Origin of the sequence: Klebsiella sp. A52 (assembly GCF_018388785.1) — a bacterium.
Lineage (GTDB): Bacteria > Pseudomonadota > Gammaproteobacteria > Enterobacterales > Enterobacteriaceae > Klebsiella > Klebsiella aerogenes.
Genome location: NZ_CP074437.1, coordinates 4616951 through 4632160, shown reverse-complemented (window position 1 = coordinate 4632160; position 15210 = coordinate 4616951). Strand labels below are relative to the sequence as shown.

General features: G+C 54.6%; 13 protein-coding genes. 8 read left to right on the top strand and 5 right to left on the bottom strand.

Annotated elements, in window-relative coordinates:
* The first annotated feature begins 113 nt into the window (after window positions 1-113).
* Window positions 114-656, top strand: coding sequence for a cell division protein ZapC (gene zapC / locus KGA69_RS21980; protein WP_045395659.1), 543 nt, complete (start codon window positions 114-116; stop codon window positions 654-656).
* On the opposite strand, the gene KGA69_RS21975 is transcribed toward zapC, so the two are convergent.
* The gene (locus tag KGA69_RS21975; RefSeq protein WP_045395655.1) at window positions 653-1762 is read right to left on the bottom strand and encodes a YcbX family protein; all 1110 of its coding nucleotides are present in this window, start codon (window positions 1760-1762) and stop codon (window positions 653-655) included. The two genes, zapC and KGA69_RS21975, sit on opposite strands and share 4 nt — an antisense overlap.
* Window positions 1763-1860: 98 nt before the next feature.
* Here KGA69_RS21975 and rlmKL point away from each other — a divergent pair, with 98 nt between their 5' ends.
* From rlmKL to rmf, 6 genes are all read left to right on the top strand, one after another.
* Window positions 1861-3966, top strand: coding sequence for a bifunctional 23S rRNA (guanine(2069)-N(7))-methyltransferase RlmK/23S rRNA (guanine(2445)-N(2))-methyltransferase RlmL (gene rlmKL / locus KGA69_RS21970; protein WP_047050527.1), 2106 nt, complete (start codon window positions 1861-1863; stop codon window positions 3964-3966).
* Between the two features lie 12 nt (window positions 3967-3978).
* Window positions 3979-5886 carry an ABC transporter ATP-binding protein gene (locus tag KGA69_RS21965; protein ID WP_045395648.1) on the top strand — a complete coding sequence of 636 codons (1908 nt, stop codon included), beginning with the start codon at window positions 3979-3981 and terminating at the stop codon, window positions 5884-5886.
* A 14-nt stretch (window positions 5887-5900) separates the two neighbouring features.
* Complete coding sequence (gene pqiA, locus KGA69_RS21960) at window positions 5901-7169, top strand: membrane integrity-associated transporter subunit PqiA (protein WP_032711301.1); 1269 nt, start codon at window positions 5901-5903, stop codon at window positions 7167-7169.
* Window positions 7159-8799: an intermembrane transport protein PqiB gene (pqiB, locus tag KGA69_RS21955; protein WP_042892880.1), complete on the top strand. Its 1641-nt coding sequence runs from the start codon at window positions 7159-7161 to the stop codon at window positions 8797-8799. Before pqiA ends, pqiB begins: the two co-directional genes overlap by 11 nt.
* Window positions 8796-9359 carry a membrane integrity-associated transporter subunit PqiC gene (gene pqiC, locus KGA69_RS21950; RefSeq protein WP_015367436.1) on the top strand — a complete coding sequence of 188 codons (564 nt, stop codon included), beginning with the start codon at window positions 8796-8798 and terminating at the stop codon, window positions 9357-9359. The genes pqiB and pqiC overlap by 4 nt, the downstream gene beginning before the upstream one ends.
* 254 nt (window positions 9360-9613) lie before the next feature.
* Window positions 9614-9781 carry a ribosome modulation factor gene (gene rmf / locus KGA69_RS21945; protein WP_015704906.1) on the top strand — a complete coding sequence of 56 codons (168 nt, stop codon included), beginning with the start codon at window positions 9614-9616 and terminating at the stop codon, window positions 9779-9781.
* 93 nt (window positions 9782-9874) lie between these two features.
* On the opposite strand, the gene fabA is transcribed toward rmf, so the two are convergent.
* Window positions 9875-10393, bottom strand: coding sequence for a bifunctional 3-hydroxydecanoyl-ACP dehydratase/trans-2-decenoyl-ACP isomerase (fabA, locus tag KGA69_RS21940; protein WP_015704907.1), 519 nt, complete (start codon window positions 10391-10393; stop codon window positions 9875-9877).
* A 69-nt stretch (window positions 10394-10462) separates the two neighbouring features.
* Window positions 10463-12220: an AAA family ATPase gene (locus tag KGA69_RS21935; protein WP_047077856.1), complete on the bottom strand. Its 1758-nt coding sequence runs from the start codon at window positions 12218-12220 to the stop codon at window positions 10463-10465.
* A 185-nt stretch (window positions 12221-12405) separates the two neighbouring features.
* On the opposite strand from KGA69_RS21935, the gene matP reads away from it, so the two are divergent.
* Window positions 12406-12858: a macrodomain Ter protein MatP gene (matP, locus tag KGA69_RS21930; RefSeq protein WP_015367432.1), complete on the top strand. Its 453-nt coding sequence runs from the start codon at window positions 12406-12408 to the stop codon at window positions 12856-12858.
* A gap of 93 nt (window positions 12859-12951) precedes the next feature.
* On the opposite strand, the gene ompA is transcribed toward matP, so the two are convergent.
* On the bottom strand, window positions 12952-14004 hold the full coding sequence (gene ompA / locus KGA69_RS21925; RefSeq protein ID WP_080473199.1) for a porin OmpA: 1053 nt from the start codon (window positions 14002-14004) through the stop codon (window positions 12952-12954).
* A 352-nt stretch (window positions 14005-14356) separates the two neighbouring features.
* Window positions 14357-14866 (bottom strand): SOS-induced cell division inhibitor SulA, encoded by a 510-nt coding sequence (gene sulA / locus KGA69_RS21920; protein WP_020079240.1) that lies wholly within the window; start codon window positions 14864-14866, stop codon window positions 14357-14359.
* Between the last annotated feature and the right edge of the window lie 344 nt (window positions 14867-15210).

Genomic DNA, 15210 nt, shown 5'->3' with positions numbered 1-15210 from the left:
ATTCCTTCATTGTTGCTTATTTAGACATTTTAGTCTTTTCTTAATTTTAGAAATTATTCTGTAGCAGGATGCCATTGCTTTGCAGAAGGAAGTGGAAGAGGACGGGGGTAGAAATGCGGATTAAACCTGACGATAACTGGCGTTGGTATTACGACGAAGAGCATGACCGCATGATGCTCGATCTGGCCAATGGTATGTTATTTCGCTCACGTTTTGCCCGGCGCATGTTAACGCCTGACGCTTTCGCACCGTCGGGATTCTGCGTCGATGACGCGGCGCTTTATTTTTCTTTTGAAGAAAAATGCCGCGAAATTGAATTAAACAAAGAGCAGCGTGCCGAATTAGTATTAAATGCCTTAACCGCGATCCGTTTTCTAAAACCGCAGATGCCGAAGAGCTGGCATTTCACCACGCATCAGCAGAACTGGCAACCCGCCAGCGGCGACGCTGCCAGCGTGTGGATCAGCGATACCGGCGAGCAGGTCAATTTGCTGGTGGTCGAACCGGGTGAAAACGCCACGCTTTGCCTGCTGGCGCAGCCTGGACTAACTCTGGCTGGCCGGGTGATGCAGTTAGGCGATGTGATAAAAATTATGAATGACAGGCTGCAGCCGGCGCAGAGCGCGGCCAGCTACAGCCTCGGACAGGCGGTTTAAGGCGCCAGGCGCAGCGCGGTTTTCGGTACGCAGCTGCAGCATAAAATGGTGCCATCCGCGGCGACCGCATTTTTCTTTAACGGACTCACTTCTCCCTCTTCGAGGCGGATACGACAGCTGCCGCAGATCCCGGCGCGGCAGGAATAAGGGATACGAATACCCTGTTGTTCCAGTTGCTCCAGCAGTACCTGCTGGTTATTGCCGGTAAACTGTTGCCCTTGCCACTCAATCTCAACCGTCGCTTTTGGCTGCGTATCCGCCGCCAGGGTATCGTCGCTATCGCCGGCGCCATAGGCTTTAGCCGGACCACGGGTCAGCACTTCCACTTCATCACCCACGCGGATCACGCCGCTGTTGCGGGCGATCAGATTCTGGCCAAAATCGACATCGCCATTATCCTGCGCGGTACGAAAACGCTTTAACGTCTCCAGCGGTTCGCCGGACGGATGCTTTTGCCCACGTTCCGGGCTGACGGTGGTGAAAATGCAGCGGCTGCAGGGTTTGGCGACGTCAAATACTACCTCGCCGATGCGAATGACTTTCCAGCTATCTTCATCCCACGCCGCCGCGCCGGTGACCACCAGATTAGGGCGAAATTGTTCTATGCTTACGCTGGCAGGGCACCGCTGCTGCAGGTCGCGAAGTGAGGCCTCGTTGGCGAGCAGGTAGGGATAACCGTCGGCGAAGGAGAGCGGCACCGCGTCGTGACGTTTTACTCGCCGGGTTAGCTGCGGCCCGAGCCAGCGCAGTTGGACGTCGCGGTTGAAGAAGCCGCTGAGCCACTGGTTGATGGCGGCCGGCGCGATCAAGGCGGTGAAATGGTTGCCCCAGACCTCCGTCGGCTCGCCCTGGGGAGCGAAATCATCAAAGCGCACCAGCGCGCTGCTGCCATCCGGCGCGGTCAAGTGCAGGCCGTCATGAAGCGGCGAAGGCAGGAATTTTACCATCTGCGGAAACTGCCGCGCGGTAATAAACGTACCGTCGGTTTCGGTCAGCATAAAGATGCGGTCGAAGGCCATGCCGCTAATATCGGCAAAGGCATGGGTGACGCCAATTCCGCGCATGGATTTGACGGGATGAATAAAAAGTTTCGATAGCGTTACCATACGCTGCCCCTGGGTTCAAAAATAAGCCTTTAACTTTATGACATAGGGCACATATTGGCTATAATGCGCACCAATTTTCTTTAAGTAAAAGTGACGATATGAAATCTCTGTTTGCCAGCACGGCTCGTGGTCTTGAAGAGCTGTTAAAAACTGAACTGGAAGGACTTGGCGCCACGGAGTGCCAGGTTGTCCAGGGCGGGGTTCATTTTCAGGGAGATACGCGACTGCTGTATCAAAGCCTGATGTGGAGCCGGCTGGCCTCGCGCATCATGCTGCCGCTGGGTGAGTGCAGCGTGTATAGCGATCTGGATCTCTACCTGGGGGTTCAATCGATTCCGTGGACGGAGATCTTTACCACTGACGCCACCTTTGCGGTGCATTTTAGCGGCCTCAACGAGGAGATCCGCAACAGTCAGTATGGCGCATTGAAAGTCAAAGACGCTATCGTCGATAGCTTCACGCGTAAAAACCTGCCGCGTCCGAATGTCGATCGTGAAAACCCCGATCTGCGTATCAACGTCTGGCTTAACAAAGAGACGGCGCATATCTCGCTGGATCTGAGCGGCGAAGGCCTGCATCTGCGCGGGTACCGTGACGGTACCGGCATGGCGCCGATCAAAGAAAACCTCGCGGCGGCAATCGTCATGCGCTCCGGCTGGGTGGCGGGAACGCCGCTGCTCGATCCGATGTGCGGTTCCGGCACGTTGCTGATTGAAGCGGCGATGCTGGCGACCGATCGCGCGCCGGGCCTGCACCGCGGCCACTGGGGCTTCGGCGGATGGGCGCAACACGATGACGCTATCTGGAAAGAGGTGAAAGCCGAGGCGCAAACGCGCGCTCGCCAGGGGCTGGCCGTTTATGAATCGCGCTTCTACGGCTCAGACGTCGACGAGCGCGTGATTGAACGCGCGCGCCGCAACGCCCGTCGCGCCGGAATTGGCGAGCTCATCAATTTTGAAGTGAAAGACGTCGCGCAGCTCAATAATCCGCTGCCGAAAGGCCCGTACGGCACCGTTATCAGCAACCCGCCGTACGGCGAGCGCCTGGAAAGCGAACCGGCGCTGATTGCCCTGCACAGCCTGCTGGGGCGGATTATGAAAAACCAGTTTGGCGGCTGGAACCTGTCGGTCTTCAGCGCCTCGCCGGAATTGCTGAGCTGCCTGCAACTGCGTGCCGATAAACAGTTTAAAGCCAAAAACGGCCCGCTGGACTGCGTACAGAAGAACTATCATCTGGCGGAAAGCGAAGGCGGCAAGCCGGCGATGCTGGCGGAAGATTTCGCCAACCGCTTACGTAAAAACCTGAAGAAGTTTGAAAAGTGGGCGCGTCAGGAAGGCATTGAATGCTATCGCCTGTACGATGCCGATTTGCCGGAATACAACGTGGCTATTGACCGCTACGGCGAGTGGGTGGTGGTGCAGGAGTATGCGCCGCCGAAAACCGTCGATGCGCACAAAGCGCGCCAGCGTCTGTTCGATATTATCGCCGCGACTATCGCGGTGTTAGGGATCGCGCCGAATAAGCTGGTGCTGAAGACCCGCGAGCGGCAGAAGGGTAAAAATCAGTACCAGAAGATGGCGGAGAAGGGCGACTTTATCGAGGTACAGGAGTATAACGCGCGTCTGTGGGTTAACCTTACCGACTATCTCGACACCGGTCTGTTCCTCGACCACCGTATTGCCCGTCGTATGCTGGGCCAGATGAGCAAGGGTAAGGATTTCCTCAACCTGTTCTCCTATACCGGCAGCGCCAGCGTCCACGCCGGTCTCGGCGGCGCGCGCTCCACCACGACCGTCGATATGTCGCGCACCTATCTGGAGTGGGCGGAACGCAACCTGCGTCTGAACGGCTTAACCGGCCGCGCGCATCGCCTGATGCAGGCGGACGTGCTGGGTTGGCTGCGGGAAAGTACCGAGCAGTTCGATCTGATCTTTATCGATCCGCCGACCTTCTCCAACTCCAAACGTATGGAAGATGCCTTTGACGTGCAGCGCGACCATATCCGTCTGATGACCGATTTAAAACGTCTGCTGCGTAAAGGCGGCACGATTATGTTCTCGAATAACAAACGCGGTTTCCGTATGGATCATGACGGGCTGGCGGCGCTTGGCCTGAAGGCGCAAGAAATTTCGCAAAAAACGCTGTCGCAGGATTTTGCCCGCAACCGTCAGATCCACAACTGCTGGCTGATTACCGCGGCCTGAAAGGAATAAAGAATGTCACTGATTAGTATGCACGGCGCCTGGCTTTCGTTCAGCGATGCGCCGCTGCTGGATAACGCTGAACTGCATATCGAAGATAACGAACGCGTCTGCCTGGTAGGGCGTAACGGCGCCGGCAAATCGACCCTGATGAAAATCCTCAACCGCGAGCAGGGTCTGGACGATGGGCGTATTATTTATGAACAGGATCTGATCGTCGCGCGTCTGCAGCAGGATCCTCCGCGTAATGTCGCCGGTACGGTGTACGATTTTGTCGCGGAAGGTATTGCCGAGCAGGCGGCGTACCTGAAGGCCTACCATGATGTTTCGCATCAGGTGATGACCGATCCGAGCGATAAAAATTTAAATGAACTGGCCCGCCTGCAGGAACAGCTGGATAACCTTGGGCTGTGGCAGTTAGATAGCCGTATTAATGAAGTGATCGAGCAGCTTGGCCTTAACGCCGACGCGCAGCTGGCGTCGCTCTCCGGCGGCTGGCTGCGTAAAGCGGCGCTGGGTCGTGCGCTGGTCAGCGGGCCGCGCGTGCTGCTGCTGGATGAACCGACTAACCACCTCGATATCGAAACTATCGACTGGCTGGAAGGGTTCCTCAAATCCTTTAAAGGCACCATCATCTTTATTTCGCACGACCGTTCTTTCATCCGCAATATGGCAACGCGCATCGTCGACCTCGATCGCGGCAAGCTGGTGACCTATCCGGGCAATTACGATCAGTATCTGCTGGATAAAGAAGAAGCGCTGCGCGTCGAAGAGTTACAGAATGCTGAATTCGACCGCAAGCTGGCGCAGGAGGAGGTGTGGATCCGTCAGGGGATTAAAGCACGCCGTACCCGCAACGAAGGCCGCGTCCGCGCGCTGAAGGCGATGCGTCGCGAACGCGGAGAGCGCCGTGAAGTGATGGGCAGCGCGAAGATGCAGGTCGAGGAGGCTTCTCGCTCCGGCAAAATCGTCTTTGAGATGGAAAACGTCAACTATCAGGTTGACGGCAAAGTGCTGGTCAAAGATTTCTCCGCACAAATCCAGCGTGGCGACAAGATTGCGCTGATTGGCCCGAACGGCTGCGGTAAAACCACGTTGCTGAAGCTGATGCTCGGCCAGCTACAGGCCGATAGCGGGCGTATTCACGTCGGTACCAAGCTGGAAGTCGCCTACTTCGACCAGCACCGCGCGGAGCTGGATCCGGATCGGACGGTGATGGATAACCTTGCGGAAGGTAAGCAAGAGGTGATGGTTAACGGTAAGCCGCGTCACGTGTTGGGCTATCTGCAGGACTTCCTGTTCCATCCAAAACGGGCGATGACTCCGGTACGCGCGTTGTCCGGCGGGGAGCGTAACCGCCTGCTGCTCGCGCGCTTGTTCCTGAAACCCAGTAACTTATTGATCCTCGATGAACCGACTAACGACCTTGATGTCGAAACGCTGGAGCTGCTGGAAGAGCTGATCGATGGCTACCAGGGCACCGTGATGCTGGTGAGCCACGATCGTCAGTTTGTCGACAACACCGTGACCGAGTGCTGGATCTTCGAGGGCGGCGGCCGTATCGGCCAATATATCGGCGGTTATCACGACGCGCGCGGACAGCAAGCGCAGTCGCTGGCGAATAAACAGACGATTGTAAAAAAACCAGCGGAAGTCGCTCAACCGAAAGCAGAAAGTGTCAAACGTGCCGCCAGCAAACTAAGCTATAACCTGCAGCGCGAACTGGAACAGCTGCCGCAGAAGCTGGAAGATCTGGAAACTCAACTGCAGACGCTGCAGGAAAAAGTTGCCGATCCTTCGTTCTTCGGCCAGCCGCATGACCAGACCCAGCAGGTGCTGGCGCAGTTAGCGGAAGCGGAACAGGCCCTGGAAGCGGCCTTTGAACGCTGGGAATATCTCGAAGGACTCAAAAACGGCGCTTAAGCTGAGGAGTGTTCATGTGCGATCATCATCATGCTGCGCGGCACATATTGTGCCCACAATGTGATCTGCTGGTGGCTTTGCCGCCGCTGGAGCATCGCCAGAAAGCCGCATGCCCACGCTGCGGCACCACGCTCACCACATCGTGGGACGCGCCGCGGCAGCGTCCCACGGCCTATGCGCTGGTGGCGCTGTTCATGCTGCTACTGGCAAACCTGTTCCCTTTTGTTTATATGAAAGTCGGCGGGATCAGCAGCGAAATTGAGCTGCTGGAAATACCAAACGTGCTGTTCACCGAGGATTACGCCAGCCTTGGTACGTTCTTTTTACTGTTTGTCCAACTGGTCCCGGCGTTTTGTCTGGTGACCATCTTATTGTTGGTCAATCGCGTTCATATGCCTTCACGCTTAAAGGCGTTTCTGGCGCGGATTTTGTTTCACCTCAAAAGCTGGGGGATGGCCGAGATTTTCCTCGCCGGGGTGCTGGTCAGCTTCGTTAAACTCATGGCCTACGGTGATATCGGCGTTGGACTGAGCTTTGTTCCCTGGTGTCTGTTCTGCCTGCTGCAGTTGCGGGCATTTCAGTGCGTCGATCGCCGCTGGCTGTGGGACGATATTGCGCCAATGCCGGTCATTAAGCAGCCGCTGCGCCCTGGCGTGCCGGGGCTGCGTCAGGGTCTGCGCTCCTGCTCGTGCTGCACGGCAGTGCTGCCAGCGGATGAGAAAGAGTGTCCGCGCTGTCACACCAAAGGTACCCCGCGGCGTAAAAACAGCCTGCAGTGGACGCTGGCGCTGCTGATGACGTCGTTTGTGCTCTATTTACCCGCCAATATTCTGCCGATTATGATTACCGATCTGCTGGGCGATAAAATGCCGTCGACAATCATGGCGGGCGTCGTTCTGCTGTGGAGCGAGGGCTCTTACCCGGTCGCGCTGGTTATCTTTATCGCCAGTATCATGGTGCCGACGTTAAAAATGATCGCTATCGGCTGGCTGTGCTGGAGCGCGAACGGAAACGGCGCGCGTGATTCAGAGCGTATGCACCTGATTTATGAAGTGGTTGAATTTGTTGGCCGTTGGTCAATGATCGACGTTTTTGTCATCGCGGTACTCTCGGCGCTGGTGCGCATGGGAGGCTTGATGAATATCTATCCGGCGATAGGCGCGGTGATGTTCGCGCTGGTCGTTGTCATGACCATGTTCTCGGCCATGATGTTTGACCCACGTCTATTGTGGGACCGTGAACCAGATCCAAGCCATGAGGAAATGCAACAGCATGGAAAATAAGAGCGGAGAAGCGAAAGTGCAGAAGGTGAAGAACTGGTCACCGGTCTGGATCTTTCCGATTGTGACTGTGCTCATCGGCGCATGGATACTGTTTTACCACTACAGCCATCAGGGGCCGGAGGTGACGCTTATTACCACCAACGCCGAAGGCATTGAAGGGGGTAAAACGCGTATCAAGAGCCGCAGCGTTGATGTCGGGGTGGTGGAAAGCGCTATCCTGACTGATGACCTGAAACACGTAGAAATTAAAGCGCGTCTGAACTCGGGCATGCAGAAGCTACTGCATAAAGACTCGGTGTTCTGGGTGGTGAAACCGCAGGTGGGGCGCGAGGGGATCAGCGGCCTCGGCACCTTGCTTTCCGGCGCCTATATCGAATTACAGCCGGGTAAAGAAGGCTCTGTGGCGCCGCAGTATCCGCTGTTGGATTCGCCGCCGCTGGCTTCACCGGATGCCAAAGGTATCCGTGTTTTGCTGGAAAGTAGCAAAGCCGGGCAACTCTCGCCTGGCGATCCGGTGCTGTTCCGCGGCTATCGCGTTGGTTCGGTTGAAACCAGCACCTTTGATACGCAGAAGCGTCGCATCACTTATCAGCTGTTTATCAACGCGCCGAACGACCGTCTGGTGACCACTAACGTTCGCTTCTGGAAAGATAGCGGTATTGCGGTTGATCTTACCTCTGCGGGAATGCGCGTTGAGATGGGATCGCTGTCGACGCTGTTTGGCGGCGGTGTAAGCTTTGATATTCCGGAAGGATTGGATCTCGGCGAGCCGGTGGCGAATAAAACGGAATACCACCTGTTTGACGATCAGAAGAGTATCCAGGATTCGGTGTTCACCCAGCATATCGATTACGTCCTGTTCTTTAAAGATTCGGTGCGTGGTCTGCAGCCGGGAGCGCCGGTTGAATTCCGCGGTATTCGCCTTGGTACCGTCGGCAAAGTACCGTTCTTTATCCCCGGTTTGAAACAGAGCCTGAACGATGATTATCGTATCCCGGTAGAAGTGCGTATTGAGCCGGAACGTCTAATCAACCAGCTGGGCGGCGACCCTAACATTCGCGCGCATATTGACGATCTGATCAACCGCGGCCTGCGCGGTTCGCTGAAAACCGGCAACCTGGTCACCGGGGCGCTGTATATCGATCTCGACTTCTATCCGAAAGCGCCTCCGCGCGGCAAGATTCAGGAGTTCGGCGGCTATCCGATCATTCCAACCGTCAGCGGCGGTCTGGCGCAGATCCAGCAGCGTCTGATGGATGCGCTCGATAAGATTAACAACCTGCCGATTAACCCACTGCTGGAGCAGGCGACCAGTACCCTGGCGCAGAGCCAGAAAACCATGCAGCGTGTCCAGACTACGCTCGACAACTTGAATAAGATCACTTCAAGCCAGTCGATGCAGCAGCTTCCTGCCGATATGCAGAGCACGTTGCGCGAGTTGAATCGCAGTATGCAGGGCTTCCAACCGGGCTCGGCGGCCTACAATAAGATGGTTGCGGATATGCAGCGGTTGGATCAGGTGCTTCGTGAACTGCAGCCGGTACTGAAAACCCTCAACGACAAGAGCAATGCGCTGGTATTTGAGGCCAAGGATAAAAAAGATCCGCAGCCGAAGGGAGCGAAACAATGAAAAAGTGGTTAGTGGCGGCAGCGGTATGCGTACTGACGGCCTGCAGCAGCGGTGGTGAGAGTAAAACTTACTATCAATTACCGGTAGCAAAGAGCGGCGCGCAAAGCGCCGTCAACCAGAGCAAGAATTTGCTGTGGGTTGAGCAGGTCAGTATCCCTGATTATCTGGCCGGCAATGGCGTGGTTTATCAGACGACCGATGTGCAGTATGTGATTGCTAATAACAATCTGTGGGCCAGCCCGCTGGACCAGCAGTTACGTACCACGCTGGTGGCGAATCTGAGTAACCAACTGCCGGGTTGGGTGGTGGCATCGCAGCCGTTAGGCAGCGAGCAGGATACGCTTAACGTCTCCGTAAGCGGTTTCCACGGTCGCTACGACGGCCGGGTCATCGTTAGCGGTGAATGGCTGCTTAAGCATCAGGGGCAGTTAATTAAGCGTCCGTTCAATATTGAACTTAAGCAACAGCAGGATGGCTACGACGCGATGGTTAAGACCCTGGCGCAGGCCTGGAGCCAGGAAGCCACCGCGATTGCGAGTGAGCTGAACCGCCTGCCATAAGTAAAATTAATACAATACAAGCCGCCGCGACCTGAAAAATCGCCGCGGCTTTTTTATTTGCCGCGTCAGGTTGATAGTTGTGCTGGCTCACGATTTTTGTACAAATGAACTTTCATATAGCTCACAAATATGACACTGGCGTGAATTTTGCGCATTGACGCTGCCTGCGTTTCGCGGTAAAGGTTATACGTGGTTGCATATTTAGTGACCACTGTTTTCTTTTCCACCAGATCAAATAATGAGGGAAACGAGGCATGAAGAGACAAAAACGAGATCGCCTGGAACGGGCACATCAGCGTGGATATCAGGCCGGCATTACCGGCAGATCGAAAGAAATGTGTCCCTACCAGACCCTTAATCAGAGGTCCCATTGGCTAGGAGGTTGGCGAGAAGCCATGGAGGACAGGGTGCAAACTGCCTGACTGTCTCTTTAAAAAAGAAGCCTTCGCTCTGCGAAGGCTTCGCCTTTTGTACTTCAGGACCTTTTGTACTTCAGGATAAGTACGGAAGGTAAATCAGAACGCGGAAGTATCCTGGAACAGACCGACTTTCAGGTCAGTTGCAGAGTAGATCAGACGACCATCAACCAGCACTTCGCCATCCGCCAGGCCCATGATCAGGCGACGGTTTACAATGCGTTTGAAGTGGATACGATAGGTGACTTTTTTCGCCGTCGGCAGAATCTGACCGGTAAATTTCACTTCGCCTACGCCCAGCGCGCGGCCTTTCCCTTCGCCGCCCAGCCAGCCCAGATAGAAGCCAACCAGTTGCCACATTGCGTCCAGACCCAGGCAGCCAGGCATTACCGGGTCGCCGATGAAGTGACAACCGAAGAACCACAGGTCAGGGTTGATGTCGAGCTCAGCTTCAACGTAACCTTTGTCGTAGTTGCCGCCGGTTTCGGTCATCTTGACGACGCGGTCCATCATCAGCATGCTTGGCGCCGGCAGTTGCGGGCCTTTCGCGCCAAACAGTTCACCACGACCAGAGGCAAGAAGATCTTCTTTTGTATAGGATTCGCGTTTATCTACCATGTTTTCAGTAAGCCTTATTTTGAGTTCGGGACGCAGGATAGCTAACACGTGTAAGCTGAACAAGTCCGATCAGTTCGAATTTGATCCGCCTAACCAGCGTAGCGGCCATGGAAAACGATGGCGAGTCTCTTGTTGCATCGCCTGCGCAATCCGTTCCTGAATAGTTTGTCGTAGCGTTTGTCCTTCGCCATCCCATTGCAGCTGGGTGAGAAGCGGCAGGGCTTCGGTAACGTCGTCAATGGCCCAGATAAAGAACTGCTCGTCAGCCACGGCCTGGCGAAGTTCCTGGGCGAGGCTCAGATGGCGGACGTTGGCAGAAGGGATAATGACGCCTTGCTTGCCTGTTAATCCGCGCTGCTGGCAGATAGTGAAGAAACCTTCAATCTTTTCATTCAGACCGCCGACCGGCTGGACGCGACCGAACTGATCGACCGAACCGGTAATCGCAATACTCTGGTTAATCGGCACATTGGCCAGCGCGCTGATGAGAGCGCACAGCTCGGCCATTGAGGCGCTATCGCCATCCACTTCGCTGTAGGACTGTTCGAAGGTCAGCGATGCGCTAAACGGCAGCTGCTGTTCAAGTTCAAGCTCGGACATGATAAACGCCTGCATGATCATCATGCCTTTGGCGTGAATATTGCCGCCGAGTTCAGCTTTGCGTTCTACATCGATGAATTCGCCGTCGCCGATATGCACTACGCAGCTGATGCGCGAAGGTTCGCCAAAGGCGCGCGGGTGGCCTGGAAATTCGATTACCGACAGGGCGTTGATCTGACCGATGCATTCGCCTTCGGTATCAATCATGATCTGATCGAGAAGAATTTCATCGCGCATCCGCTCGGCAAGATAGCCTTCACGCCATTCACGGCGCTCAAGCATGGTTTGCATCTCCGCGCCGCTAATCCATTCGCCTTCGCAGAAGGCTGCCGCTTCACGCAGCTGGCGGCTAATCCAGAGAGGGGAAAGCGGAAGCGTCTCCTGATCGCCGGTGTCTCGAGCGCCTTCTGCAATCAGCAGCGGCCATGCGTCTGCCGCCGGCCCCGGTAGCGAAAGCTGGCGAGCATTTTGCCAGACCCACTGACACCAGAGTTTCAGGGTCTCGGCATCGGCTATCTGCAGGTTGTCTTCATACTCGCTATAAATGGCCTGCGAGGCGAGTTCCGGTTCCATCTCCTGGAAATCAGCCAGCGCATCGCGCTCGCCGATCAGAATGATCCTCAGGTTCAGCGGCATGGAGGGAATGCTAACGGGAAGAGGGCGGGATTCGTCAATAGACAGCCAGTCAAAGCGCTGACGGGTCACCATGTTCTTCAGGCGCATCCACAGCAGCGGCTGGGCCAGCAGCGCGCGCAGGGAGAGCAACAGGACGCCGCCGTTCGCGCGATGCACCAGGCCCGGTTGCAGCGAAATTTCGCCGTTAAACTGGCGTACGCAGCCAAAGAGCTGTTCCGCTTCAATCCAGTCTGCGGATTCAACCGGACCGCTGCTGGCAAAATTGTCTTCCGCGCTTTGGGCTGGCGACAGGGTTACGTTGCCGCCGTTGACCTGATAGCGTACACCGAAGAGCGCTGTTGTGGGTTGCTGCAGGCTGCGGGCGGCTTCGGCTACCCAATGCAGATATTCCGGTTCTTCCGGCGCCTTTACCAGCATAAAAGATGAAATGGCTGGCGTGATCAGAAGCTGTTCCAGCGCATAAAATAAACGGGGCTGTAGATCGCCGGCGAGGGATGCCTCTGCCTCGGCGAGATTGACCTGGGTAAACAGCGCCTGATAACTTTCCGTATCAGGAGCGAGGTCGTTTCGGGTAAGTTTCGTAATGGTCAAAGTCGCTGTTTTTTAGTCAGATGTAAAACGAGCGATTATACCCGATGCCGCGTCTGAGCACACGGAGGATTGCGTTTATCCCGCTGATAATGGAATCGTCCACATCACGAAAGATGATTTATTCTCAGCACATCCAGAAAAAACTGATATCCTGAAATGAGTTACACGGTCACATTGAGATCGCAATGAAATATCAACAACTGGAAAACCTTGAAAGCGGCTGGAAATGGAAATATCTGGTAAAGAAGCACCGGGAAGGTGAGCTGATTACCCGCTACATTGAAGCCAGCGCTGCGCAAGCCGCGGTCGATGTCTTGCTGACGCTCGAAAATGAACCTGTTCTGGTGAATACCTGGATCGATCAGCATATGAATCCGGAGCTGGCTAACCGGATGAAGCAGACTATTCGCGCACGACGCAAGCGTCATTTTAACGCCGAGCATCAGCATACGCGGAAAAAGTCCATCGATCTGGAGTTCGTTGTCTGGCAACGCCTGGCCGGGCTTGCCCAACGGCGAGGAAAGACATTATCAGAAACCATCGTACAGCTGATTGAAGACGCCGAGCATAAAGAAAAATATGCCAGCAAGATGTCGAGCCTGAAGCACGATCTGCAGGTGCTCTTAGGAAAAGAATAAGTATTGTCGCGACGTTGCTTGTGATTTTTCCTTTGAGCTCAAAATCAGGCCAAAAAAAACCCCGCATCAGCGGGGTTTTTTATCGTAGAAAACTTAAGCCTGCGGCTGAGTTACTACGTCTTTGTAACCTTTAACTTCGATCGCTACGCGACGATCCGGAGCCAGGCAGTCGATCAGTGCAGCGCGAGCTTTCACGTTGTCACAGGTGTTGCCGGTAACCGGATCAGATTCGCCCATACCGCGAGCAGAGATCTTGTTAGCCGGGATGCCTTTAGCTACGAGGTAGTCAACAACGGACTGAGCACGTTTCTCAGACAGTTTCTGGTTGTACTGCTCGGAACCGATGCGGTCGGTGTAACCCAGAACAACTGCAGAACCGTCTTTCGGGTCCATGTTGCTCAGCTGGGTGTACAGCTGATCCAGAGCCTGCTGACCTTCTGGTTTCAGAGTTGCTTTGTTGAAGTTGAACAGTACGTCAGACTTCAGGGTGAAGGTCTTGGTGGTGACTTCTGGAGCCGGAGCCGGAGCCGGAGCTACAACCGGTGCATTGTCTTCCTGACCGAAACGGTAGGAAACACCAACGCTCAGCATGCCGTTGTCCGGACGAACGCCTACAGTGCCTGCGTCGCCGATGTTGTTAACCCACTGGTATTCCAGACGGGTAGCGATGTCACGGGTCATTGCCCACTCAACGCCGCCAGCGAATACTGGGGAAACGCCGGTGTCGTGGTTGTCGCCAGCGATGCTGTTGCTGGAGTCAGCGCGCCATACCATGCCGCCCAGACGGGTGTAGATGTCCAGATCGTCAGTGATCGGGTAACCCAGTTTAGCGGTCAGCTGAACGCCCTGAGCTTTGAATGCGCCGTTAACTTTGTCGCCTTTGTAAGGCATACGGCCCAGCCAGTCGTAACCCATTTCGAAACCGAGGTACGGGTTAACCTGATAACCACCGAACGCACCAGCGCCCAGCTGGCTTTCGTGGGTCGGGCCATTGTTGTTCAGGTTGCTGTTGTACCAGCCGGTGTCATGGAACTGGGACCAACCCAGTTTACCACCTGCATACCAGGTGTTATCTTTCGGAGCGGCCTGCGCTACGGTAGCGAAGCCAGCCAGTGCCACTGCAATCGCGATAGCTGTCTTTTTCATTTTTTGCGCCTCATTATCATCCAAAATTCGCCATGATGGTACATAAGACCTCACGGTTAAATCCTTCACCGGGGGCGTGACTCGTTGTTAACTATGCTGATACATGCAGCGTAAGCCGATCACCCCTGGCGATGTAAAGTCTACAACTTAGTTAGAAACTTACAAGTGTGAACTCGGTCAGGCATATGAAAAAAAAGGGTTGTATACACAATATTTAACAAATATGGTTAATTTGTGAACACGGTAAAAAGTCGCGAAACCGCACCACACCGGGATCTCTGTGAAATTAACCACTTTACGAGAATGGTTTTTGATGAGGCAAAAAAAATTCCAGGATTAATCCTAATTTCACTCAATGATATAAATTTGAGTGAATTTTTAGCCCACTTAATTGTCTCCCAGGCTGGCTTGTATTTCTCACCGGGCGCATGATAAAGCCCATCGCATGACCTTCTTCTGCGGCGAGCGCCAGGCGTTCATGCTCTTGTTCAGTAAGTTCATCCGTCAGCCAGCCAATAACCACGCTATAATTCCCGGTACGTAAAGCGCGAATCATCGATTCCAGAGTGTTGCAGGGCGACATCTGGTTAATTTGCATCACTTTTGATAGCGGCAGACCGGATGATTGTACCCATTCTTTACTCAGCTTCTGCTGCGGCGTGAGCCACAGTTGCCAGCGCGACTGCTGGCCCAACTGTTGTAATAAAGGTAGCAACAAAAGCTGCGTCATCATGGGTTGATCTTCGCGATAGACGATTTCACTAATCAGCCCAGTGGCTGAATGTTCGACGACGCTGTGCGAAGGGCGACGTACTGAAGCCGAAGTCAGTGGTGAACGATTTGCGTGAGCTGAAGTAAACATAGTCTATCTCGCCTGTGAGTTACTGTATGCATATACAGTATATCCACCAGGGGTTAACGTCAACCTCATTTTCCCACTTTTGCATATATTTTATGCACTCTACCCGGCTATGAATCAGAGCCGCGGCGACTTGTTTATATGAATTCACTGTCTCCATGCTGAAGCCGCAGGAGATATTTCCCTCTATTTATCTTTGCTTCACGGCTACCAGGCATGATGTCGATGGGGCCGATATGCTGTTTATCAATTAACATTGCTTAAGTATTCAGCGAGTCTCTGCAACACGATTTGCAGAATAACTTTTTCCTGAAAGCGCCTCGCAAAACGGCGAGCTGGTTGAAATG